Genomic DNA, 22657 nt, shown 5'->3' with positions numbered 1-22657 from the left:
TCAGCGCATGTGGGCTGACTTATTGAGACTTACGAACCCGCAGGTACCATTCCGCAAGGAGGCGGACCTGTTTCTCCGTGTAGCCTCGATCGACCATACGCTCGACGAACTGCTTGTGTTTGTTCTGATCTTCCTGGCTGGCCTTCGGATTGAAGGAGATAACCGGCAGCAGATCCTCCGTGTTGGAGAACATTTTCTTCTCGATCACGCTGCGCAGTTTTTCATAGCTGAGCCAGGACGGGTTTCGACCCTGGTTGTTCGCCCGTGCCCGCAGCACGAAGTTGACCACTTCGTTGCGGAAATCCTTCGGATTGCTGATACCTGCCGGCTTTTCGATCTTCTCCAGCTCGTCATTGATGGACGAGCGGTCGAGGATCTCGCCGGTTTCCGGATCGCGGTATTCCTGGTCCTGAATCCAGAAGTCCGCATAGGTTACATAGCGGTCGAACAGGTTCTGACCATACTCGCTGTAGCTTTCCAGGTACGCGGTCTGGATTTCCTTGCCGATGAATTCCACATAATGGGGCGCCAGGAACTCCTTGATGAACCGCAGGTAGCGGTCCTGGGTTTCTGCCTGGAACTGCTCCTGTTCGATCTGTTTTTCAAGCACATACAGCAGGTGGACCGGGTTGGCGGCGACTTCGGTGGTATCGAAGTTGAACACTTTCGACAGGATCTTGAACGCAAAGCGGGTCGACAGCCCGTCCATGCCCTCATTCACCCCGGCGGCATCCCGGTATTCCTGGATCGACTTGGCCTTGGGGTCGGTATCCTTGATGTTCTGGCCATCGTAGACACGCATCTTGGAGAAAATGCTGGAATTTTCCGGCTCCTTGAGCCGTGACAGAATCGAGAACTGGGCCAGCATGTCGAGCGTGTCCGGGGCACAGGGCGCGCCGGACAGGGAACTGTCGCGCAGCAGCTTGCGGTAGATATCAATCTCTTCGGTAACACGCAGGCAATAGGGCACCTTGACGATGTAGACCCGGTCCAGGAAGGCCTCGTTATGCTTGTTGTTGCGGAACGTCTGCCACTCGGACTCGTTGGAGTGGGCCAAAATAATGCCGTCGAAAGGCACGGAACCCATGCCCTCCGTGGTGTTGTAGTTGCCTTCCTGGGTAGCGGTCAGCAGCGGGTGCAGTACCTTGATGGGAGCCTTGAACATCTCCACGAATTCCATCAGGCCCTGGTTGGCCTTGCACAGGCCACCGCTGAAGCTGTAGGCGTCCGGGTCATCCTGGGAATAATCCTCCAGCATGCGGATGTTCACCTTGCCGACCAGCGCCGAAATGTCCTGGTTATTGTCATCCCCGGGCTCGGTCTTGGATACGCCGACTTGGTCCAGAACCGACGGGTACATCTTCACTACCCGGAACTGGCTGATATCGCCGCCGTATTCATGCAGGCGTTTCACCGCCCAGGGCGACATGATGGACTTGAGGTAGCGTGGCGGAATGCCGTACTCCTCTTCCAGGATGGCAGCATCTTCCGCCGGGTCGAAAAGGCCCAGGGGCGACTCGTTCACCGGTGAGCCTTTAATGGCATAGAAGGGGACTTTCTGCATCAGCGACTTGAGCTTTTCAGCCAGTGAAGACTTACCGCCACCAACGGGGCCGAGCAGGTAAAGGATCTGTTTCTTCTCTTCCAGGCCCTGTGCGGCATGGCGGAAGAAGGAGACAATGTTCTCAACCGCTTCTTCCATGCCATAGAACTCGGCAAACTCCGGATAGCGCTTGATAACCTTGTTGGAAAAAATACGGGACAGCCGGGAGTCGCGGGATGTATCGACATGCTCCGGCTCACCAATTGCCAACAACATCCGTTCGGCGGCGGTGGCATACGCCGCTGGGTCCTTTTTGCAGATCTCCAGGTATTCCTCAAGAGTGTATTCCTCCTCCTGAGTTGCTTCATACCGGTCTTTGAAGTGCTGCATGATGCTCATAGATGGCCCCTCGCTTGCTCGCTTAATCTGTGAAGAGACTGCTCTCAATTCACTTAAAATCCCCGTTGCTATTGGCTCCGCCTTTCTCGGCGGTGATTATGGTTATGGGTGGAAGTATAGGGAGTACCGGACCGGATTACGCTGTCGCGTTTATGTCGGTCTGGTTACTTTGAGCTTAGTTCAAGCTTCGGGACTTGGACAGGGGGAGATAGGTTAAGGTTCATTAAATTGTGTATCGGAAAGAGGGGCGGATGTATCTGTGCGCGGGGGAAAGTGCAAGGTTCGACTTTCCCCCGGGGCTGGCTGTTACGGATGCTGTCAGAGTTTTCTGAGGCGGAAAACGCTCTCGGTAGCACCGTCCAGGCCCCTGCGTTTGGTGAAGGGGTGGTCTTTGGCCAGGGTGTTCGTCAGGATGTGTTCGATGTCGTAATCGCCAGCGTAAAGTTCCCGGACTTCGTCATCGCTGACATTGAACGGAGGGCCCTTGATCTCGGTGGCGTAATCCAGGGTAATCAGCAGGATCCGGGTGCCTTCCGGGATGATGGCGGTCAGGTGTTCGACGTAATCCTTGCGCATGTGAGGGGGCAGGGCAATCAGTGCGGCACGGTCATAAACCAGGCTGACGTGTTTCAGGTCGTCTGGCACCAGCTGGAAAAAATCCCCACACCAGAGTTCCAGGTCGTCGTGTTTGAATGTGATGAAGGGCTCGCCCGGGTGAACTTTGGCTTTTTCGCCGCCTTCCTCGAAGAAGTCCTTGCAGGCGATTTCACTGAGTTCCACGCCTATGACGGGGTGGCCGCGGTCGTGGAGCCACCACATGTCGTGGGCCTTGCCGCACAGGGGGACGAAGACGGTGCCGGTGCCTTTGCCGGCCAGTTCGGGCCAGTGGTCGTAGAGGTATTTGTTGACGGTGCCCTCGTGGAAGCCAATTTCTTTTTTGGCCCAGCGTTCGTGCCAGAATTCGTGTTCCATTGCTTTCACCTTTCGCTGATTGGCGGATGGGTTCAGTCTAACTTAATCTTGGGGGCTATTGGCTGCTATTGGAAGTCTGGCTTGGTGCGGGGCATCTTCGGGACGATGCGTCACAGACACGCCGTGAACCCATCCCTGGGGGCTCGGCATTGCCATCCATGGCAATGCACGGTCTGTGACACATCGCCCCGAAGATACCTCAAACCCGGGGTGCAAACCTCCACGGGGATCAGCCATAGAACTGACTAAATACTGTTGAAATGGATAAGGACCGACGAATGAAAGCCGTATTTCTGGATGCAGACACACTGGGCAATGATGTGGACCTTTCGCCCATAGAGGCAGTGACGGGGGAGATGACGAAGTACCCGCGAACGTCGCCGGAGCAGGTGCAGGAGCGTATCCGGGGATTTGATACGGTGCTGGTGAACAAGGTGGTGTTGTCGCGGGAGCATTTTGAGGCCTGTCCGGAGCTGAAGACGGTTGCGGTGGTGGCCACGGGGCTGAATAACATTGATCAGGCCGCGGCGAAGGAGTGCGGGGTGCGGGTGATGAATGTGACCAATTACGGGCGTTCCACGGTGGCGCAGCACACCATGGCGCTGATGCTGGCGCTGGCGACGCGGTTGCTGGATTACGACAGGGATGTGCGGGCCGGGCGCTGGGGGCAGAGTTCGATGTTCTGTCTGATGGACCACCCGATTATGGAGCTGGAAGGGCGTACGCTGGGGGTTGTGGGGTACGGCGATCTGGGCCAGGGGGTCGTGGAACGGGCCAAGGCGTTCGGCATGAAGATTCTGCTGGGGGCCCGGCCGGGGCAGCCGGCGGGTGAGGTGGACGGTTTTGCCCGGATTCCCATGGATGAGCTGCTGCCACAGGTGGATGTGCTGTCACTGCATTGCCTGCTGACAGACGAGACACGGCATATGATCGGAGCCCGCGAACTCAAGATGATGAAAAAGGAGGCACTGCTGATCAACACCAGCCGTGGCGGCCTGGTGGACGAACAGGCCCTGGCGGATGCCTTGAGAGCGGGGATCATCGGCGGTGCCGGTTTTGATGTGCTGACGGAGGAACCGCCTCGTAACGGCAATCCCTTGCTGGCGGACGATATTCCCAACCTGATTGTGACGCCGCATTCGGCGTGGGCAAGCCGGGAAGCACGGCAGCGGATTGTGGAGATTACTGCTGGCAATCTGGCCCGTGCGGCGGATTAGGAACAAAAGCCTCGCAAATGTCTGGCAATCGGCCATACTCTGTTGAGAATTGGTATCTGACTGATAACCTGTACAAAACTCTGGCAAACAGGACGTTGTGTGGCTTCTGTTCAATTCAAAGACCGGCTCCAGGCCGCTGAAACCTGGATTCTGGCCAATCCCAACCCGCCGCAAAGCTGGCCATGGACCTGGCTCTACAAAACCGGCCGTACCGCCTACGCGCTGGTGCGGGATATCATTGCCGGTAACCTGACCCTGCATGCCATGAGCCTGGTGTATACCACGCTACTGAGTATCGTACCGTTGCTGGCGTTGAGTTTTTCTGTACTCAAGGCGCTGGGGGTTCACCAGCGCATGGAGCCTTTCCTCTACCAGTTTTTCGAACCCATGGGGCCGCAGGGCATGCAGCTTGCCGAGCAGATTCTGGGCTTCGTGGACAACATGAAGGTCGGGGTGCTCGGTTCGGTGGGCCTGGCACTACTGGTCTACACCGTGATCTCGCTGGTCCAGAAAATCGAGCGCTCCTTCAACATGATCTGGCGGGTGCCGGATATGCGTTCCATGGCCCAGCGTTTCAGCAACTATCTCAGCGTGATCATGATTGGCCCACTGTTGATGGTGTCGGCCATAGGCATCAGCGCCACCATTTTCTCCTCGGCATTCGTGCAGGCGTTGATGGAAGTGGAACCGCTGGGGTCGGCGATTATCTTCGCCACGCGTTTCACGCCTTTCATGCTGGTGGTTTGTGCATTCACCTTTGTGTATGTGTTTATTCCCAACACCAGGGTAAAGCTCCGCTATGCCCTGATAGGTGGCCTGATAGCCGGCATCTCGTGGCAGGCGGCGGGCATGCTGTTCGCCTCTTTTGTCGCGGGTTCCGCCAAGTACGCAGCGATCTATTCCAGTTTCGCCATCGGCATCATCCTGCTGATCTGGCTATACCTGAACTGGATTATCTTGCTGCTGGGTTCAAGTATCGCATTTTATCTGCAGAATCCCGGTGCGGTGGCCAAGCGCAGCCAGGTCAGGATGTCGCCGGAACTGCTTGAAAAAACCGGTCTGGCGCTGATGTGGCTGGTAGCAAAACCTTTCAGTGAAGGGCGGCCTGCTCCCCAGCAGGAGGAAATTGAGCAGAAACTCCGGGTGCCCGGGGAAGTGACCCGGGGAGTCAGCGACAAGCTGATTCGTGCGCGCCTGTTGGCGCTGGCGGGTCGCAACGGTGATTGCCTGGTGCCTGCGCAGTCGCTGGACCGGATTACCATCGGGGGCGTTCTGGACGCTATTCGCCATGATGAGGACCGGGTGGTTGACCGCCTGCCTTACCTGGTTCCCCGGCGCCTTCTGGCCCAGGCACCGGAAGACGAATCCGTTACCTTCGCTGAATTGTTGAGGCAGGAAGAGGAAGAAAGGAACAAAAGCTAGGCGCGGGCTTTGGCGCCAGCTTCCAGAACATCAAGGATGATTCTGCGTACCCGCGTAAACTGCTCACCGGAGATGTGAATGATACGCAGCACATCTTCCTCGGGCATATTGCGCTGGTGTGCATGGCGCAGTACCTCCCGGGTGCCCACGATAATACCGTCGTTCAGCGGGCTGTGAGTCTGCTTTGGCGCGGGGCGCTCTGCCGCCAGTAACTGGGCATGGTACTTGGGCGGAAGGTTCCACTCGTTTGCCAGCAGTTGCGATGTGGCCCACTGGTAGCGGGACAGGGCGGCATGTATCAGTGAAGGGGGTGGTTCCGTCATTCCCGGTTCCAACCGGCAAATCCGCTGCAACTCCCTTCTGAGGGTAATATACGAAAGCGCTGGCAGTAGTCCTGCCATGAAATAGACGCTGGAATCCTGGCCCTGGATTTTGGCAATCAGCTCGGCGCTTCGGGCGCAGGTCAGTCCCCAGCGCCACACCCGCTGGGCAAAAAGCGCTTCCCGGCTGTTTCTTGCCGCCATCATTGGCCGCATGATCGCAGCTGAGATAACGTTGCGAATCCCGTCAAGGCCCAACACAAAAACCGCCTGATCAACGGAATCAATGGTCTGGTCGCCGGGCCTGAAATAGGGGCTGTTGGCAATCTGTAGCAGCTGGTCTGTCAGCGCCGCATCGTTGAGGATGATTTCGGTCAGATGGTTCCGGTCCGATTTGTCATCGGAGAGTGCCCGCATCAGCATTGGCAGGGTCATCGGCTGGCGGGGTAATTCTTCCAGCTCCTGACTGGTAATCCGTTTGTGCAGCGTGTCCAGAATGTCGTCCCATTGCCCGGGTTCTGATCGCAAGGCGGCAGGAGGCGAATCCAGCAGCCAGCAGAACAGATGCTCTTCCAGCTGGTCAACAAGTGCCGGGTCTGTCGCCAGGCTGTCTTCAATTGAACTGGCGGGGTTGAGCAGGCGGGATTCAGGTGCTGACAGGGTTACCGGTTTGTGGGACGTGAATAATCCTGAAATCCAGGAAATGAAGCCTGGCATCCGATGCCTCCGGGAAAGAATAGTCGCCGGGAAATACATACCCGTATGTCCGGAGTATAGAGGCCGGCAGTCATTATGCCCAGCGTAAACTGGCATAGAACCGGAGGTTTTTCTGCATCGGATGTCAGAGAATCGAGCCGCCAAACACAAAGATCAGTTGGCAGATACCGGCTGCGAACCCGAGGAAAGCGCCCACCAGGATCAGTTTGATCTCATCTTCCTGGAAGCAGGGGCGCAGAAGGTCCTGGAACTCCTCTGACGAAAGGGCAATCATGCGTTCAACCATGATGCTCTCCACCGCTCTTGCCCGGTCTGTTTCGAAGACGGGGTTGTTGAACGAGGTTTGGGAGATCTCGATGGCCTTCTGGCCCACCTGGTTCTTCAGGGTGGCGAACCCTGTGGGGCCGAATGCCATCTGGGTCAGGGCCTTGCCCATGCCGGCGGTTTCGTCCACGAGTGGTTTGATGTGTTTCTTGACCATGTTTCGGGCCCGATCGCCTTTCGGGCCTTCCAGAATGGCGTTGATGATGTTTCCTACGGTGAGGATCTCGTGGGTCACGATGTGGCAGAAGGATTCGGCCACTTCCTGCTGGCGTTTGAGGAACAGCCCCTGAAGCCGGAGCGGTCCGATTTTTTTCTCATGCAACGGGCGGAAAATCACGTTCAGCGCAATCCAGTTGGTGGCCCAGCCCACCAGCAGGCCGAAGAAGGGCAGCACCCACCAGTTCTGGTAGAAGTACCAGACGCCCATCTGCACAAGGCCGAACAGGAAGCCGAAGTAGAAGCCGGAGTTGATGATAAAGCGGAATTCCACTTCGCCACATTCGATAAATATGCGGTTCAGCAGCCGTTTGTCTTTTGCCAGCCGTTCGATAACCATGCTTTTTATGTCCAGTAGGGCTTCGATGTTATCCGCGACATCGCCCACCAGGTTGTCCACCAGCTGGGGCGTGGATTTGCGTACCCGGTCGTAGACCATGTTTCTGGCGGAGGCTGGCAGGTTTTCCCAGAAGGTGGGGTATTCCTTGAGCATCAGTTCGTCGACGTATTCTTCGGTGCGGGGTTCGACGGTGTAGATGATGTGGGCGGCGAGTACCTGGGGATCTATCTGCTGGAAGATTTCCTGGACGGTGCCAATCTTGGAGATGGTGGCGTCGACGCTGATGGCGGCCATTTTGCGGGCCTTGGAGGGGATGATGCCTTGCCAGCCCAGCAAGGGGGGCTTGCCTATGAATTCCAGCGGGTAGAAGGTCATTTTGATGGCCAGCCAGTTGGTGGTCCAGCCGATCAGGGCGGCAATAACCGGGATACTGAGGTATTGCCAGAATTCTGGGTTGCTTAGCAGGCTTGTCATCCGGTGTTCGCTTTTTGTGTTCTGGAGTTTGCTGCATTACGGGGAGGCGTTTCCAAAACACGCTCAAGCACATCCATGTGGCGCTTGGGCTCCGCCATCCATGGCTCCGCACAGTTTTGGAAACGCCTCCCCGTAATGCAGCCCCGACTACGAAGCTGTCCTCGACGCTTTTTTCTCGACAAGGATCATGTTGTCAGACAATGCTTCTGTCAATGACTTACCTGCCGGCCTGAGACGGCGGCACGGTCGGAAGTTATCAGCTTCCGATGTCTCCCCAAAGCCACTGACACAGGGCCATAGCCGCCACTGGCGCAGTTTCGGTTCTGAGGACCCGCGGGCCCAGGGCGACCGGCAGGAAGCCGGCGGTTTCGGCGGCGTTGATTTCTTCCGGGCTTAGGCCGCCTTCGGGGCCGATCATCAGGGCGATGCAGGCGGGTTTGGCCAGGGTGTTCAGGGACTGTTCGGTGCGGTGGTGGAGGACCAGGCGCAGGTCGCAGTCACCGGTGTGTTCGAACCAGTCCGCCAGGGGCATCACTGGCAATATCTCGGGCACCCGGGCGCGGCCGCATTGTTCGGCGGCGCTGGTGGCGATGGATTGCCAGTGGCGCAGGCGTTTGTCCTCCCGGTCGCCCCTGAGTTTTACCTCGCAGCGTTCGGTGGTCAGGGGCACGATGCGGGTGACGCCCATTTCCACGGCTTTCTGCACGGCGTAGTCCATGCGGTCGCCCTTGGAGAGGGTCTGGCCCAGGACGATGTCGAGGGGGGATTCGGTGGTGTTTGCCACGGGGCTGCCCACTTCGACCGCAACCCGTTTTTTACCGGATTCGGTGATTATGGCGGGGTAGTCGTTGCCGTCGCCGTTGAACAGCAGCAGGTCCTGCCCCGGCTGCATGCGCAGTACGCGGCCGACGTGTTGCGCTGCGTTGTCGTCCAGTTCGGCGCTGCCCCCCTCGCGGAGGGGGGAGTCTGTGTAGATGCGGGGAATTCGCATGGTGGTTTCTGTCAGTCCCGTACTGCGATTTCGATGCCTTCGGTGGCAACTTGCGCCAGGTGGCGGATCTGTTCTTCGGTGATCACGTAAGGTGGCATAAAATAGACCACGTTACCCAGGGGGCGCAACAGCGACTGGCGGGTAAGCGCATGCTGGTAAACCCGGATGCCGCGGCGTTCCTGCCAGGGGAAGGGTTCTTTGGTGGCCTTGTTCTTTACCATTTCCACCGCCAGGGTCATGCCGTGCTGGCGGATATCGCCGACGTTGGGGTGGTCCGCCAGGTGGGCCACGGAGTCTGCCATGCAGGCGCTCAGGCGCTTGTTGTTCTCGATCACGTTGTCGTTCCGGAAGATGTCCAGGGTGGCCAGGGCCACCGCGCAGCCGATGGGGTTGCCGGTGTAGCTGTGGCTGTGCAGGAAGGCCTTCAGGGTTTCGTAGTCGTCGTAGAAGGCGTTGTAGACGTTATCGGTAGTGAGTACAACAGACAGCGGCAGGTAGCCGGCGGTCAGGCCCTTGGAGAGGCACATGAAGTCCGGGGTGATGCCGGATTGTTCGCAGGCGAACAGGGTACCGGTACGGCCAAAGCCCACGGCGATTTCATCGGCAATCAGGTGAACGCCGTAGCGGTCGCAGGCTTCCCGCAGCCTGGTGTGGTAGACGGGGTGATGCATGCGCATGCCGCCTGCACACTGGATCAGGGGCTCCACCACCACGGCGCAGATTTCATCGTGTTTTTCAGCCAGCAACCTGTCCATGGCTTCAAACTGGCGCAGGGCGTATTCCTCGTCCGTCTCGCCCGGTTCCTTGTTAAAGGCGTCCGGCGACGGCGCGGTGAGCACCTCCATCAGCAACGGCTGGTAGGTGTCCTTGTAGAGGGACACATCGCCAAGCGCCAGGGCGCCCAGGGTTTCCCCGTGATAGCTGTTGCTCAGGTTGACGAAGTTTTTCTTGCCCGGCTTGCCGTGGTTTTTCCAGTAATGGAAGCTCATCTTGAGCGCCGCTTCGATGGCAGAAGAACCATTGTCGGCATAGAAACACTTGTTGAGGCCTTCAGGAGTCACTTCAATAAGGCGCTCGGACAGGTTAACCACCGGCTCATGGGTAAATCCTGCCAGGATGACATGCTCAAGCTGGCCGATCTGTTCCTGGATGGCGGCATTGATCCTGGGGTTGGAGTGGCCGAACAGGTTGACCCACCAGGAGCTTACCGCGTCGATATAGCGGTTGTTCTCGAAATCCTCCAGCCATACACCCTCGCCCCGCTTGATCGGAACCAGTGGCAAAGTACCTTCGTGGTCTTTCATCTGGGTACAGGGATGCCACACGGATTTAAGGCCGCGGGCGACGAGGTCAGCATTGCGCATGATAAATCTCCGTCGGACGCTCAGGTTGTGAATGCTCGGCTGTTAACCTGTGCGGATATTACAGTTAACGGCGGCTGCTGGCCACTATGCCATCTGCCTTTGACTCATGGGCCAATGCCGACCGGCATGGCGGGCTCCAGAATGGCCTGAAACCATTCTGGAGACGACTGATGCAAGTGGAAATTGAGCATCCTTACAATGCCGGCCTGGAGCAGGTGCTGGGGGCTTTTTTCGATGAAGGCCATATCCAGGCGAAGAACGAGCGGCTGGGTTCCCGCAACGTGCGGGTACCGGAACTGACCCGTGACGAACAGTCCGCCAAGGTGGTGGTGGAGCGGGAGATGATGGCGTCCACCGACGTACCGGGCATTCTTTCCAGCTTTCACAAGGAGTGGAATCGGGTGCGCCAGGAAGAACACTGGTTCCGCAAGGACGACGGCGAATGGCACTGTGAATTCCGGGTGCGGATCGAAGGGGTACCGGCGAAGATCAAGGGTAACATGCGCCTTCAGGGCACAGACCAGGCGTGCATCAATTACGTTACCCTGAACGTCCTGTGCGAAGTGCCTTTACTGGGCAAGAAAATTGCGCGGTTTCTGGCGGATGATTCCCATACCAAGATCGAGAAAGAGTACAGGATCACCCGCCAGTTGTTATGAGGTGGAGGGATGGTATTTCTTGAAGTTTTCTGCCTGTTCAAAGATTTCCCTGTAGACCTCATCCCGGTCAATGGGAGGATAGCCATGCTTCCCTAGCAACAGTATGAGGTCCACCTTCAGTTCGGCCTTGATGTCTTCTCGTTGGTTCCAGTCCGTATATTTAATCTTATCGTCCACCACAGCCTTCACCGCTTCAGAAAGGGGGAGAAGCTTCTCTTCGGGGTAGGTGAAGTCATATTTGGCTGCCAGGCCCTTGAGGATGTCGTAAAAGGCTTTGACTTCCAGGTCGATCCCCAGCTCCTTAAAGGAGCCAACTTCATGTTTCAGGGCCTGAATCATGCCCATGTAGCGCTCGATAATCTCGTCGGTGAAATCCTCTACAACCTCTCCCCTCAGCACGTCTGCTTCTTTTCGTTCGTTGTATTTCTCTACCAGCGCCTGAAGCTGCTTCGAGAAGTCGACACCGCGAGCTTTATTGACCCGCTTGAAATCCTCGATGGCCTTCGCCAGCAATTGCTGCAACAGTTTGATTTTGGTGTTGGGCAGCTTGATCTTCTCGATCTTGGCCAGATAGTCATCGTCAAAAATGTTCCGCGCCTCGGCACCATCCTCGCCGAGCCTGAAAATCTCCTCCACGCCATCGGCTTTCAGGGCCTCCGTCATCATCTCCCGCACCTTCGCGTTCATCTGGGCGGTGTCAGGTGCATGGCCTCGGGTCAGTTTGAACACAATGGAGCGAACGGCCAGATAGAAATGAATACGGTCCCGCTCGGCCTGGGTTACACGCTCTGAGCCACTGCAAATGTCATAGGCCGCTTTCAGGCGTTTCACCAAAGCCATAAAGCGTTTTTCGATCTTGTCGGTAAGTTGGGCGAACTCGGCGGCCTGGTTCAGGCAGTTCAGCTGTTGCACCGGGCTACCCTCGTAATACGGGCGGGCATCAAACTTGTGAAACAGTTTGCCAAGCAGGTCCAGGTGGTCTTTCACCACAGTGATCGATTGTTCGATTTCTTCGATGTTCTGCTGGTCGGCCTTGTTGTAGTGGGCCAGGGCAAGGTTCATCTGCTTCTTGATGCCGATGTAGTCCACCACCAGGCCTTTGCGTTTTCCCTCGAATTTGCGGTTGACCCGGGAAATGGTCTGGATCAGGTTGTGGCGCTGAATGGGCTTGTCGATGTAGAGGGTATCCAGGAAAGGCACATCAAAACCGGTGAGCCACATATCCACCACAATGGCGATCTTGAAATTGGACTTGGCGCTCTTGAACTGGCGGTCCAACTCCTTGCGATAGTCCGCTGTGCCGAGCATGTCCCAGAGTGCTTTGGGATCATCCTTGCCCCGGGTCATGATCAGTTTGACCCGCTCCATGGGCTTGATCTCTTTGCGGTTCTTTTCAGAAAGGTTGGCCCCGGGTTCACACATCATCACCTCATTCCACTGGGGCCGAAGCGCAATCAGTTCCTGCCAGAAGTTGTAGGCGATCTCTCGCTTGCTGCACACGAACATCGCCTTGCCTTTAACGGTTGCCCCTTCGTTCACCCGTCGCTCATAGTGGTGCACAAAGTCTTTCGCCAGAGCTCGCAAACGGTCCGGATCACCCAGAATCACACTCATGTTGGCGCTGGCTTTCTTGCTTTCTTCGATCTGGTAGTCGCTGGCGCCGTCTTCCGCACACTGGTCGTAGTAGGCCTCGATTTCCTGCAATTTTTCATTGTCGAGAATCACCCGGGCGGCCCGGCCTTCATACACAATGGGTACGGTGATTTCGTCCTTCACCGATTCGGTCATGGTGTAGCTGTCCACCACCTCGCCAAAGACATCCAGGGTGGCGTCAACGGGGGTGCCGGTGAAGCCGACATAGGTGGCGTTTGGCAATGAATCGTGCAGGTATTTGGCAAAGCCGAAGGTACGCCTGACACCGTTCTCCGTTACCCGGATCTTCTGGTCCAGGTTGATCTGGCTGCGGTGGGCCTCATCGGAAATGCAGATCACGTTGTAGCGATCTGTGAGCAGTTCGGTGTCTTCCGTGAACTTGTGAATCGTGGTCAGAAAAACCCCGCCACTGGTGCGCCCCTTCAGCAGTTCCCGCAAATGACTGCGGCTTTCCACACTGATCACCGTCTGGTCACCGATGTATTCCTTGGCGTTGGTGAACTGGCCCGAGAGCTGGTCGTCCAGATCGGTTCTGTCCGTGATCAGCACAATGGTGGGGCTTTCAAAATCCACGCTTTTCATCAGTAGGCGGGTGAGAAACAGCATGGTAAAGCTCTTGCCGCAGCCGGTGGCCCCGAAATAGGTGCCGCCTTTGCCGTCACCCTCCGGCTTACGGTGCTCCAGAATGTTCTGGAACAGCTTGCCGGCGGCATAGAACTGCGGGTACCGGCAAACGATTTTCTCTTCCCGGTGGGATTTGTCCGGGAAGTAGATGAAATGCCGGATGACGTCGCGCAGCCGGTTGTGGTCGAACAACCCCTGAATCATCGTGTGCAGCGCATTGATGCCATCCTGCTCGATGGATTCGTTACCGGTCACCTTGCGCCAGGTATAAAAGTACTCGTAGGGCGCGAACAGTGAGCCAAGGCGAGAGTTAACACCATCGCTGATCACACACAGCGCGTTGTACTTCATCAGTTCCGGAATATCACGAGCGTAACGAACGGTGAGCTGCTTCCAGGCATCGTGGATGGTGGCGTTCTCACGGGTTGCGCTCTTGAACTCGAACACCACCAGCGGCAGACCGTTGATGTAGAGAATGGCATCGGGAATGCGCTTCTCCAGCCCTTCAATCTCCAATTGGTTGACCACCCGATAGATATTGCCGCCGGTATGGTAGCCCTCACCATCGTCCGCGACGAACGTGTCCACATCTCCAGGCTCTGGCTGGCGCTGTTCAGGCAGCCCTGCGTAGTCCAGCAACTGAATGTAGAGGTCTTTTTGCGTGTGATCTTCCCGTTTCAGCAAAAAGCCGTCGGCCACCCATTTGTGAATGGTTTTATTGGAGGAATAAAGGTCAGCAGCAGAAAGCGTGTCCAGCCGGTGGATGATCGTGGTGATTTCATGGTCGGTGATGCCGTCGGAGGCGTATCGGCAGGCCAGAAAAGAACGCAGGTCGTCACGGATCAGAACATCGCTGGGGGATCGGGAAAGGGAAGGGCCGGGTGTATACGGAAACCCCTGCTCACCTAGCAGGGTGATGATAGCCTGTTCCAGTTTGTCCTCGGTGAACTTGGGCATTCCCTATCCTTACTGCGCGATCTGGCGTCCCGGGGTGGCTTATCCGTAGGATTTATTAGCATGTTACCGGATTGTAGTCATTTTTTGCCTGCTCGACGGTATCACATTGTGAGATCGGGTAATTTGGCCTCTCAACTGTTTGTGTATAGGATAAGGCGAAGCCTCCTGGAAGCTAGGAATGCTCCCATCGGCATACTGGTACAAGGCCCACGTAAAAAGCGCAGTTTCAGACAGGGAAGTAATAAATGTCATCACAGATCCGAAGGGGTGACTGGGTGAGACGCGGGGAAAAGGCGGCTTCTCTGGATCGCCTCGAAGCCTATTTTGTGGGCACCGGTTACACCCCCCATCGCCACGACACCTATGCAATCGGCCATACACTTTCGGGAGTTCACAACTTCCGCTATCGGGGAAGTTTGCGAAATAGTCTTCCCGGCGGAACGATTGCCATTTATCCCGACGAACTCCACGACGGAGAGGCGGGAACTGATGAAGGCTTCAGATACCGAATAATGTACGTCGAACCCGCCTTGCTTCAAGAGGTGTTGGGCGGAAGGCCCTTGCCTTATATTCCAGGTGGGCTTTCTCAGGATCCACGCTTGATGGCCGCCTCCAGTGCGCTTCTGCAGAATTTGGATCAACCCTTGGATTACCTGGAGGAAGCGGACTGCATATTCGATCTGGCGCAAGCATTGGCTGCAGCCGCAGGTAATCCCATGAAACGCAAGAAGCTGAATATTGCCGCTGCTCAGCGGGCTAGAGAATTTATGCATGACTCATTGAACGCAGCAATCACAATGGATGAACTCGAGGCTGTTACTGGCCGGGATCGCTGGGGGCTCGCCAGGGACTTCCGCAGCCTTTTTGGTACAAGCCCCTACCGCTACTTAACCATGCGCCGGCTGGATAAAGCTCGTGAACTGATGCAGTGCGGTTCATCGCTTGCAGAAGTTGCCGTTACGGTTGGTTTTAGTGATCAGAGCCATTTTACCAATCACTTCACGCGGGCCTACGGCATAACCCCGGCTCGGTGGCTCAGAATGCTTCGCTGAACCAACGCAGAATTCTGTGATCCTCTCCTCATTTCAAAACCCCTTTTCTGCACGATCTTTCAAGATTATGGCCCGCACTCAGTTCTATGCTGGCAACTGAATAGCCGGATGCCTTGAACTTTTTAACATTGATTATGTTGGGCCTGGCACAAGGATTTGTGCTCAAAAAGAGCGCAAATAAGAGCACGGAGATAGTTCTGTGCTTAGTGCAAATCCATAAAGAAAAGGAAAGTGACTATGAACCAGAATATTTCAACGATCGGTGGAACTGTCGGCGGCACTGTTGGAGGAACAGTGGGTGGCACGGTTGGCGGTACTGTTGGAGGAACCGTAGGTGGAACAGTCGGCGGTACAGTTGGAGCTTCACTCGGCTCAACCAAGTTGAAAACCAAACTGACCAAGTAATCACCATTGGTACTCGAGGTAGCGTATGTGAATGCGTTACCTCGTTATTTAAAAGCTGGAAATTGGTTAGGTATTGATATGGCTAATAGTCGCTATGCGCTTTCAAAGGATGTCATTTTAAACAAGGTAGGTGATCGCTATGCTGCATACCACAGGCAGCTTGGTGGACTATGCTTTTTGGATGGCAACAGTAAAAAATTACTGGAAAGTTTCTCAGCTCCGAAATATTTATCAAATGACTTCATGGATATAGAAGCAAGTGACCGCTCTGAGGAGTTGATACAGCAACTCATTGCGCGACGGTTGATTGTGAAGAATGGGAGCGAGACTGAAAGTAAAGAAGACGTCTGGCCCGCCGTTGAAAAGAAGATCAACGTTATTCAGCTAATACTCGCTAATGCTTGCAATTTTGGTTGTACCTATTGTTTTGAAGGTGTTCAGGGGAAAGAGCTTTCTGCAGAGGATGATTTTAATCGGGTAGACGAATCCAGAATAATTGCCAGAGAAGGCATAAAAGTAAATATCGAAGACTCCATCTACGCGTCCAAGGAGCGCTTGGAGCATCAGTATGATCCTAAAAATCGAGCAATGAAGCCGGGAGATGGCGTTTCCTATGTGGAATCTTCATTGGCCGTTGCAAAGTCTGCTGGCGTCAGAGAGGTGATGGTCCAATTCTTTGGCGGCGAGCCGCTGTTGAACTGGCGAACAGTGAAGGCGGTTCTTGAGCACTTTGGCAATGGCGAAAATCACGACATAATAATAAATTATTCCACGGTTACTAATGGTTCTCTAATAACAAAAGAAGTTTCGGAAACGTTCTCAAAATATAATGTTGCTGTTTGTGTGAGTTTTGATTCTCCAACGAGTCCGAACCGTCCTCTCAAAAACGGAGATGACAGCACTCCTGTTGTAATGGACGGGTTCAGAATGTTGAGAAAGTACAACAACCGTGTAGCGATCAATTCGGCTTTGACCTCAGACACATGGAATGACTTCAATGAATCAATTGTGGATCTGGCTGTTGACGTTGGGGCACGTGAAATAGGAGTCGTTGTAGACTTTGACCCCACATTTTATTCCGAGTTTGGTACGCAAAATATTGTAGACCGCCTTTGGCGGGTAGTTGAGTACGGACGATCTCGGGGCGTCGTTCTGACAGGGTACTGGCACCAGATCTTCCAGGTGATGCTGGGGTTTGACGTAGTTGCTGACCGAGGGTTTAAAAACTGCTCAGCGAAAGGTGCGCAATTTAGCATTGAGCCAAACGGGTCCGTATTTTCATGTAAGGCGGGCTCCACTCTGCTGGGAAATATATCCGATGAGGAGCGAATTCTGGATTCGGAGGAGTATCTCAGCCACGCACGGTTGCGGCGTAACAACCCCGAGTTTTGTAAAGGCTGTGAAATTGAAGGATTCTGTGGCGGGCTTTGCTTAGGGCCTCTGGAGAAAAAGTACGACGCGGTTGATGTAGTTGAACCTGCTGCCTGTGAGTTTTATAGGGGTATCACCAAGAAACACATCGAGTCATTGAAGCCACACGAGATTGCGACTTTTGATCTTGAAGAAAGGGCAGCGGAGGCCTAATCATGAACATGTCGTTAACCAAGCCTGATTTGAAATTTGCAAATGACCAGTACGTGAATAATGGTTTTTGTGTTGTAAAAACCCCTGCACTGTCTCATGAAATCATAGCCTCTTTTGACGAGCTTCCCAGAGACTGTCACAGCATGGGGCGACTGAGAAAAATAAGATTGTCACAGTATTTTGGATACTTCGAGGAAGGTGAGTGGATATTCGGATTGCTTCCGAAGAGGCGTTACATTCAATCTCCCGAATATATAAAGCTGAAAGAAGCAGGTGGCGTTCTGAGATACAGAGAGCAGTTAACGATAGATCCTTCGCCACTGATGTCTTGCATTATGCAGGAGTTACCCGTGGATACGGGGCAAATCTTCCACCTGAATGTTAATCAGATCCGGGTCATTGCCAATGAGGAGTATCGTGGGGTTACGGTGCCCGAGGGCCCCCATAGAGATGGCCATCAATTTAGCGTGATTGCTGTTGCCGCCAGAGAGAACGTTGTAGGGGGTGAGACTCAAGTAATTAATCCCAACACAGGTAAAGTGGTTTTCAGGCATGAGCTAAAGGAGAACGAAGCGATCATTATTGATGATGAGCAGTACGTTCATTACGCAACAAATATTGAGCCTGAAGAGGGGAGCACCGGTTATCGCGATATCTGGGTTGTCGAAATCAATAAATGGGAAAATCGGGCGTACGGACCTGCTCATGAGAAACGAGCAAGAGGCTTGGAGCTATGCTGAGCGATTGTAGGCCGGGTGGAATGCGTGAGCGTTAGCTGTGAGGGGGCAAAAGGAACACTGGGGGAGCCCCGTGTTCTATCCCGAGTCGTGCCGCCAGCGTTAGCAGTGGCTCCAGTCAGCATGCTGTTTGGTTTTATAGCGAACCAAGCTGACTGGAGCATTCTGGACGTGCTACTTGTAAGCGTACTTGGCTTCTCAGGAAGCGGGCAGTTTGCGGTGTTGCCGCTCTCCCAGTCCGGCTCGGGGTTTTTAACCATGCTCTTCGTCACTGCTTCTATAAACAGCCGTTATTTTCCGATTGCTTACGTCTCCTCTGGCAGACTACCGCATAGAAAAGTGAGCCGATACCTTACGGCTCACATGTTAGGGGATGAAGCCTATGCAACCGAAAGTCCAAAGGACGGCCCTCAGACTGTTTTCTTGATCCGGAGCATCATTTTTATCACATGGGTTCTGTCAGCGTTGCTAGGGGCGGCGTTGGGGCAATCCCTTCATCTTCCCTGGCTTGGGGATAATGTCAATCTGGGGTTTTCGGCCAGCGCAGTGCTGGTATTTCTTTCGGTAAGCCAGCTCAGGTTGCGGATATTTGTCGATGACCGGTTTTCCGCATCCCGGGTGGGAGCAGTAGTCCTCTGTCTGGCTGTTGCTTTGGTGCTGATATATTCGCTGGGACCGGTCTACTTTTGGGTGCCTGGCATCATCGTGACGTCAATCCTGCTCGCCAGGGCCAGGCTATGAATAACGCTGCAACCCTGGCTATTCTCGCGCTGTTTGCAACCAGTTTAATAGTCAGGGTTTTACCGGTGTTACTACGGTTTGAGCTTGCCCCATCCTGGAAGGTTTATGTGGAGCAGGCGGTTCCGTCAGCGGTCTTCATCAATTTTGTTGTCTATATTTTCTACAGCGAATTGGCCCAGGAGCCTCTCGCAGCGACGATTTCTTTAGCCATCGTGGCCACTGTTGCCTTGCTGACGTCAATGGGGCTGCTGATCTCAGCATTGATTGCTGCTGTCAGTTATTACTCGCTTGTTTATTTCATGCCATTTTGAGCCCGACGACGAGCCCTGCTTGAGTTAAATCGGCAGAGCCTCGGGCGTATGGCCTCGCTGATTTGCGCCATAATCCGGTTGATACCTCGCATTGAGAATGTCAGGAAGGAGAATCTGTGGTTTAGCATTGTTCCAACAATCCCAGCATCGCCCGCTTTGGCCAGACACAGCCTTTCACGCCCTTTACCGTGCAGGGCCGCTCCGCCAACCAGGCACCGGTGCTGTGCGGAGCCAGATCGTTGATCGAGAGATTGTCATACCAGATCTGATGCTCCAGATCCTGCTTCATCTGATTCATGGTGGCCTGCACTGATCGGTCGCATTGCGAGTCGCAAACCAGGTGCGAGAGCGCGTTTGCCGCGGCATCCATGTGCGCGCTATCGGCACCGGACTTGAGCAGGATGTTCATCAGAGCATCCTGGAACCACCAGTCCAGCTGCGCGAAATCCGGTTTTGTCAGGCAAGTCGCCAGCACCGGGAAACGAGTGGTGTCATGAACAAACAACACACAGTTGCGGCGCTGAATGGTGACCAGGTTGGCGTGCCAGCCACTAAGAAGGCTCTCGGCCTCATCGTTGGCGGCATACGGGAGTATTGCTTTTCTCTTAAGTCGATCGGAAGGATCCAGGGGCAGTTTTGCCAAGAGCTTTTGAGTGCAGTGGAGGCGGATCATGGATTTCTGGTTTCCAGCTCTGTTGACACCGTTTGGCGACCAGCTTCGATTTGCGATGAAATAAGATAGTTATCATTTTTCATGTGGTTATGAGTCACGGGCCACCGCTTTACAATGAGTGATGAAATGCACTCACAGAGCTATTCGCACTTTCTCAAGAAGAGAATATGGGATACGGTTGAATTGTATCAATGAGTCCTTTGATTCCATGTATTGTGGTCACCACCAAGTAAAAAGGGAATTTCACACCTGTGTCGAGCGTCCAGCTGCCTGAAGTCGAGATAGTCGAGGTTATGCGTCGCTCAGAGCATGGAATGACGCGGCCTTTTATCTGCAGAGGGGATGATGGCAATGTCTATTTCGTCAAAGGCTTTGGCGCGGGCCGGGACAGCCAGATCAAGGAATGGATCGCGGGCAATCTTGCACTGATCTTTGGCATTCCGCTGGCGCCCTTCAGAATTGTGTCTGTCTCCGATGAGTTAGCCGAGTTAATGACGGCAAATGATGCTGCCGATCTCGGCTCAGGCCCTGCGTTTGGGTCGCAAGAGCAGATAGTGACGGAACTGGCGTTTTCGCAGGTGAGTGAAGTACCCGTTGAGCTGCGAACAGCAGTCCTTGTATTTGATTGGTGGATTTTGAATGTGGATCGCATGCTGACTGAGAACAGTGGTAATCCGAATCTCTTTTGGGAGCCGGATGCGCAGCGCCTCGTGGTTATTGATCACAATCAGTCATTTGACCCAGAATTCGATGCTGACGATTTCCTTCGGTACCATGCCTTCAAGGACAGTGCGCCGGTCGTATTCGATGACTTGATCGAGCGGCAGCACTATACTGAAAGGATGGAACAGGCCTTGACGGAGTGGGATAATATCGTCCAGGCCATCCCCGAAGAGTGGTTTTACAGAGATCCGGAAATGACGATGAAGCTGGATTTTGATCCGGATTCATTCCTGAAACACTTACAGCGTTTTCGTAGTGAAAACTTTTGGAACTGGAAATGACCAGGCTAGCTTGCCAATACGCCATCGTGCGGTTTATGCCTTATATCGAGACGGGCGAGTTCGCCAACGTCGGTATTTTACTGTGGGCGCCGAAAACTCGCTACCTGGGCTTTAAACTTCTTCGGAAAAAACATGCCCGTATCACCCAGTTTTTTGAGGAGCTGGACAGAGGGCTATATCTGAAAACCATGGCGAATCTGGAGGTTGAGCTGCACAGAGTGCAGGCGATGCTGAAGGAGCAGATCAGCGAGTTTGGTGACAACGACCGGGAATATGGATTCCATAAAGGCCTGTTTCAGGAGCTGATCCGACCCCGTGAGACCATTGTGCGGTTCAGCGAGCAGCGGGTAGTTCTGGCGGAGAATCCGGAGCATGCCTTAGCTGAACTCTATAAATTTTACGTTGGCAGGAACTTCGTCACCAGGGAGTATCAGGAAACCATTCTTGAGAAGGGTGTAAAGAAACTCCTCGAACAGCGAGATCTGGCTCGGCGTTTTACAAAACGCCGAATCGAAGATCAGCTTTATGGTGTTACCTTCCCATTTGTTGAACAAAAGGATGGTGACGCCATCAAGGTTATCAAGCCGTTGTTCTTGGGACAGACCGATTCTACTGCAATCATTGAACACGGCGACCGGTGGAAGCTGAAAGTCGACCAGTTGCGTAAGCGGCACCTGCTTAAAGGCCCGGTGTTATTCCCGGTGAAAGGCCCGGAACCCGGCCAAGCTCGTGATATTCGACGGGAGGCTTTCGAGGAGACCGTTACTAACCTGGCGGGCGACGGTATTGAGGTAACTCTCCACACTGACGAAGGCAGAATCCTCGACTTTGCCGCTCACTAACTATCCAGCTCGCAACGGGCAGTTAATACACGTTCCGGAATCTCTCAGCCATCTCTCCAACGCGATGCATGACGTTGTTATCCCGAGCGAGTCGATGAGCGTCGGGCTCCAGGATAGCGATCAGCAGATAGTGATCGTCGTTCATTGCTCCCGGACAATAGAGCAAGTGGCAGTCGCTGGTCATCTGGAATTGCATTGCCCTGACAGGCCAATTCGATTCAGCGTCCTTCAGGTGAATGTGCTGAACTTCCTCTTCCCGAACGATCTTGAGCGTTACATCACTGTCGTAGGCTACATCACGTCCAAAATTTTCGGGGCGGCGTCCTGTCGACTTGTATTCCCTGAAGTCTTCCACCAGATCCTTTAGTTGTCCTTCCGGCATCGAATCCTCGATGATTTTGGACGTGAATACCGCTACCACCGGGTGAATTCCTCCAGATCCTCAGGCTTGGCCTCTTCCAGGGCTTTGGCGCCGCGCTTGCAGTACTCAGCCAGCTCGGCCCCGGATGGCCGGAAACGGCCACGAAACGCACGGGCTGCTTCCTTGTCGCCAATCAGCTTCATCATTTCTTCGAAGAGTTCAGCGCCAATCATGTAGCCCGCAGGCTTGTTGTGGTTCAGAACGGCAACCGGTTGATCGCCAAAATACTGCGCAGGATTGTTGCGTAACGCAGAGATGCTTACGGATTTCTCCGCCAGGATGGCGCGAGTTTCCATGACGAACCCTCTCTCAAAATAATTAAGGCAATTTTAATCAAATAAATGCACAAAATATTGTGTTCATTAATAGACACAATAATGCCGAATTTGGGATTTGTCAAAATACGATTAGCGGGCCGAGCTGCGTTTTTCGGTTCGGTTTCACCGGCGTGAAATGTGCTCTATTTTAGAGTGCTTCCGCGACTTCCTGCTCCGCCTCTGGAATCCGCAGTTCGCCGGAGAGGAGTTTGGGGAGGAGGGTGTCTCGCAAGTCCATGAGCGCACGACTTTCATCTCGTAATGATTTACACCGGGCGAAGATGACATCGATATGCACAGCAAACTGGTCTACGGCTCCTTTCGGTGGAACGGTTAATTTTCTCGCGTAAACGACATTCCTATTGACTCCGGGAACAG

At 54.5% G+C, this 22657-nt stretch carries 21 protein-coding genes; 11 read left to right on the top strand and 10 right to left on the bottom strand.

The annotated features are described in order from the left end of the window. Nucleotides 1-19 precede the first annotated feature (19 nt). Together HLUCCO03_RS12080 and tmpT are read right to left on the bottom strand one after the other, a co-directional pair. Complete coding sequence (locus tag HLUCCO03_RS12080; protein ID WP_027833043.1) at nucleotides 20-1942, bottom strand: PrkA family serine protein kinase; 1923 nt, start codon at nucleotides 1940-1942, stop codon at nucleotides 20-22. Between the two features lie 318 nt (nucleotides 1943-2260). Continuing rightward, the gene (gene tmpT / locus HLUCCO03_RS12075) at nucleotides 2261-2914 is read right to left on the bottom strand and encodes a thiopurine S-methyltransferase (protein WP_027833042.1); all 654 of its coding nucleotides are present in this window, start codon (nucleotides 2912-2914) and stop codon (nucleotides 2261-2263) included. Between the two features lie 278 nt (nucleotides 2915-3192). Between tmpT and HLUCCO03_RS12070 the strand changes: the two genes are divergently transcribed. Further along, nucleotides 3193-4131, top strand: coding sequence for a D-2-hydroxyacid dehydrogenase (locus HLUCCO03_RS12070; protein WP_027833041.1), 939 nt, complete (start codon nucleotides 3193-3195; stop codon nucleotides 4129-4131). A gap of 99 nt (nucleotides 4132-4230) precedes the next feature. Continuing rightward, on the top strand, nucleotides 4231-5553 hold the full coding sequence (locus tag HLUCCO03_RS12065; protein WP_027833040.1) for a YihY/virulence factor BrkB family protein: 1323 nt from the start codon (nucleotides 4231-4233) through the stop codon (nucleotides 5551-5553). Here the strand turns inward: HLUCCO03_RS12065 and HLUCCO03_RS12060 are convergent. From HLUCCO03_RS12060 to HLUCCO03_RS12045, 4 genes are all read right to left on the bottom strand, one after another. Continuing rightward, nucleotides 5550-6590 carry an HDOD domain-containing protein gene (locus tag HLUCCO03_RS12060; protein ID WP_027833039.1) on the bottom strand — a complete coding sequence of 347 codons (1041 nt, stop codon included), beginning with the start codon at nucleotides 6588-6590 and terminating at the stop codon, nucleotides 5550-5552. The two genes, HLUCCO03_RS12065 and HLUCCO03_RS12060, sit on opposite strands and share 4 nt — an antisense overlap. Before the next feature lie 124 nt (nucleotides 6591-6714). After that, complete coding sequence (locus HLUCCO03_RS12055; protein WP_027833038.1) at nucleotides 6715-7944, bottom strand: DUF445 domain-containing protein; 1230 nt, start codon at nucleotides 7942-7944, stop codon at nucleotides 6715-6717. Nucleotides 7945-8200: 256 nt separating this feature from the next. Then, nucleotides 8201-8935 (bottom strand): 16S rRNA (uracil(1498)-N(3))-methyltransferase, encoded by a 735-nt coding sequence (locus HLUCCO03_RS12050; RefSeq protein ID WP_027833037.1) that lies wholly within the window; start codon nucleotides 8933-8935, stop codon nucleotides 8201-8203. Between the two features lie 11 nt (nucleotides 8936-8946). Then, entirely contained in the window at nucleotides 8947-10299 is a 1353-nt protein-coding gene (locus tag HLUCCO03_RS12045; RefSeq protein ID WP_027833036.1) for an adenosylmethionine--8-amino-7-oxononanoate transaminase, read from the bottom strand. Between the two features lie 170 nt (nucleotides 10300-10469). Between HLUCCO03_RS12045 and HLUCCO03_RS12040 the strand changes: the two genes are divergently transcribed. Further along, nucleotides 10470-10958 (top strand): DUF2505 domain-containing protein, encoded by a 489-nt coding sequence (locus HLUCCO03_RS12040; protein WP_027833035.1) that lies wholly within the window; start codon nucleotides 10470-10472, stop codon nucleotides 10956-10958. Here HLUCCO03_RS12040 and HLUCCO03_RS12035 read toward each other — a convergent pair. Then, complete coding sequence (locus HLUCCO03_RS12035; RefSeq protein ID WP_027833034.1) at nucleotides 10953-14192, bottom strand: type I restriction endonuclease subunit R; 3240 nt, start codon at nucleotides 14190-14192, stop codon at nucleotides 10953-10955. The genes HLUCCO03_RS12040 and HLUCCO03_RS12035 overlap by 6 nt on opposite strands. A gap of 245 nt (nucleotides 14193-14437) precedes the next feature. Here HLUCCO03_RS12035 and HLUCCO03_RS12030 point away from each other — a divergent pair, with 245 nt between their 5' ends. The 6 genes from HLUCCO03_RS12030 (at nucleotide 14438) to HLUCCO03_RS12005 (ending at nucleotide 19022) form a co-directional block, all read left to right on the top strand. Further along, nucleotides 14438-15244 (top strand): AraC family transcriptional regulator, encoded by an 807-nt coding sequence (locus HLUCCO03_RS12030; protein ID WP_027833033.1) that lies wholly within the window; start codon nucleotides 14438-14440, stop codon nucleotides 15242-15244. Nucleotides 15245-15481: 237 nt separating this feature from the next. Further along, nucleotides 15482-15649 carry a hypothetical protein gene (locus HLUCCO03_RS12025; RefSeq protein ID WP_197025691.1) on the top strand — a complete coding sequence of 56 codons (168 nt, stop codon included), beginning with the start codon at nucleotides 15482-15484 and terminating at the stop codon, nucleotides 15647-15649. 27 nt (nucleotides 15650-15676) lie between these two features. Then, a complete protein-coding gene (locus HLUCCO03_RS12020) occupies nucleotides 15677-17233 on the top strand; it encodes a radical SAM protein (RefSeq protein ID WP_155939991.1) in 1557 nt (518 codons plus the stop codon). Nucleotides 17234-17235: 2 nt separating this feature from the next. Continuing rightward, entirely contained in the window at nucleotides 17236-17973 is a 738-nt protein-coding gene (locus HLUCCO03_RS12015) for a 2OG-Fe dioxygenase family protein (RefSeq protein WP_051603925.1), read from the top strand. Nucleotides 17974-17988: 15 nt separating this feature from the next. After that, nucleotides 17989-18711 carry an AzlC family ABC transporter permease gene (locus HLUCCO03_RS12010; RefSeq protein ID WP_367142358.1) on the top strand — a complete coding sequence of 241 codons (723 nt, stop codon included), beginning with the start codon at nucleotides 17989-17991 and terminating at the stop codon, nucleotides 18709-18711. Continuing rightward, complete coding sequence (locus HLUCCO03_RS12005) at nucleotides 18708-19022, top strand: AzlD domain-containing protein (protein ID WP_027833029.1); 315 nt, start codon at nucleotides 18708-18710, stop codon at nucleotides 19020-19022. The genes HLUCCO03_RS12010 and HLUCCO03_RS12005 overlap by 4 nt, the downstream gene beginning before the upstream one ends. 121 nt (nucleotides 19023-19143) lie before the next feature. Here HLUCCO03_RS12005 and HLUCCO03_RS12000 read toward each other — a convergent pair whose 3' ends face one another. Further along, the gene (locus tag HLUCCO03_RS12000; protein ID WP_027833028.1) at nucleotides 19144-19695 is read right to left on the bottom strand and encodes a hypothetical protein; all 552 of its coding nucleotides are present in this window, start codon (nucleotides 19693-19695) and stop codon (nucleotides 19144-19146) included. Nucleotides 19696-19988: 293 nt separating this feature from the next. Here HLUCCO03_RS12000 and HLUCCO03_RS11995 point away from each other — a divergent pair, with 293 nt between their 5' ends. Further along, nucleotides 19989-20699 carry a HipA family kinase gene (locus tag HLUCCO03_RS11995; protein ID WP_051603924.1) on the top strand — a complete coding sequence of 237 codons (711 nt, stop codon included), beginning with the start codon at nucleotides 19989-19991 and terminating at the stop codon, nucleotides 20697-20699. Then, the gene (locus HLUCCO03_RS11990; protein ID WP_036197682.1) at nucleotides 20696-21541 is read left to right on the top strand and encodes a DUF3037 domain-containing protein; all 846 of its coding nucleotides are present in this window, start codon (nucleotides 20696-20698) and stop codon (nucleotides 21539-21541) included. The genes HLUCCO03_RS11995 and HLUCCO03_RS11990 overlap by 4 nt, the downstream gene beginning before the upstream one ends. A 22-nt stretch (nucleotides 21542-21563) precedes the next feature. Here the strand turns inward: HLUCCO03_RS11990 and HLUCCO03_RS11985 are convergent, their stop codons facing one another. After that, complete coding sequence (locus tag HLUCCO03_RS11985; protein ID WP_027833025.1) at nucleotides 21564-21962, bottom strand: type II toxin-antitoxin system YafO family toxin; 399 nt, start codon at nucleotides 21960-21962, stop codon at nucleotides 21564-21566. After that, nucleotides 21956-22258, bottom strand: coding sequence for a type I toxin-antitoxin system antitoxin YafN (gene yafN, locus HLUCCO03_RS11980; RefSeq protein WP_027833024.1), 303 nt, complete (start codon nucleotides 22256-22258; stop codon nucleotides 21956-21958). Before yafN ends, HLUCCO03_RS11985 begins: the two co-directional genes overlap by 7 nt. Nucleotides 22259-22657: the final 399 nt, after the last annotated feature.

The organism is Marinobacter sp. HL-58, from assembly GCF_001314605.1.
In the GTDB taxonomy this organism is placed as follows: Bacteria; Pseudomonadota; Gammaproteobacteria; order Pseudomonadales; family Oleiphilaceae; genus Marinobacter.
The sequence above is the reverse complement of the archived record's forward strand: the minus strand, read 5'-3'. Positions and strand labels throughout refer to the sequence as shown.

Excerpts from the sequence above, each read along its gene's own strand:
- HLUCCO03_RS12080 (WP_027833043.1), bottom strand. The coding sequence starts at position 1,942 with ATGAGCATCATGCAGCACTTCAAAGACCGGTATGAAGCAACTCAGGAG.
- tmpT (WP_027833042.1), bottom strand. The coding sequence starts at position 2,914 with ATGGAACACGAATTCTGGCACGAACGCTGGGCCAAAAAAGAAATTGGC.
- HLUCCO03_RS12070 (WP_027833041.1), top strand. The coding sequence starts at position 3,193 with ATGAAAGCCGTATTTCTGGATGCAGACACACTGGGCAATGATGTGGAC.
- HLUCCO03_RS12060 (WP_027833039.1), bottom strand. The coding sequence starts at position 6,590 with ATGCCAGGCTTCATTTCCTGGATTTCAGGATTATTCACGTCCCACAAA.
- HLUCCO03_RS12055 (WP_027833038.1), bottom strand. The coding sequence starts at position 7,944 with ATGACAAGCCTGCTAAGCAACCCAGAATTCTGGCAATACCTCAGTATC.
- HLUCCO03_RS12050 (WP_027833037.1), bottom strand. The coding sequence starts at position 8,935 with ATGCGAATTCCCCGCATCTACACAGACTCCCCCCTCCGCGAGGGGGGC.
- HLUCCO03_RS12045 (WP_027833036.1), bottom strand. The coding sequence starts at position 10,299 with ATGCGCAATGCTGACCTCGTCGCCCGCGGCCTTAAATCCGTGTGGCAT.
- HLUCCO03_RS12040 (WP_027833035.1), top strand. The coding sequence starts at position 10,470 with ATGCAAGTGGAAATTGAGCATCCTTACAATGCCGGCCTGGAGCAGGTG.
- HLUCCO03_RS12035 (WP_027833034.1), bottom strand. The coding sequence starts at position 14,192 with ATGCCCAAGTTCACCGAGGACAAACTGGAACAGGCTATCATCACCCTG.
- HLUCCO03_RS12030 (WP_027833033.1), top strand. The coding sequence starts at position 14,438 with ATGTCATCACAGATCCGAAGGGGTGACTGGGTGAGACGCGGGGAAAAG.
- HLUCCO03_RS12025 (WP_197025691.1), top strand. The coding sequence starts at position 15,482 with ATGAACCAGAATATTTCAACGATCGGTGGAACTGTCGGCGGCACTGTT.
- HLUCCO03_RS12015 (WP_051603925.1), top strand. The coding sequence starts at position 17,236 with ATGAACATGTCGTTAACCAAGCCTGATTTGAAATTTGCAAATGACCAG.
- HLUCCO03_RS12005 (WP_027833029.1), top strand. The coding sequence starts at position 18,708 with ATGAATAACGCTGCAACCCTGGCTATTCTCGCGCTGTTTGCAACCAGT.
- HLUCCO03_RS12000 (WP_027833028.1), bottom strand. The coding sequence starts at position 19,695 with ATGATCCGCCTCCACTGCACTCAAAAGCTCTTGGCAAAACTGCCCCTG.
- HLUCCO03_RS11995 (WP_051603924.1), top strand. The coding sequence starts at position 19,989 with ATGCGTCGCTCAGAGCATGGAATGACGCGGCCTTTTATCTGCAGAGGG.
- HLUCCO03_RS11990 (WP_036197682.1), top strand. The coding sequence starts at position 20,696 with ATGACCAGGCTAGCTTGCCAATACGCCATCGTGCGGTTTATGCCTTAT.
- yafN (WP_027833024.1), bottom strand. The coding sequence starts at position 22,258 with ATGGAAACTCGCGCCATCCTGGCGGAGAAATCCGTAAGCATCTCTGCG.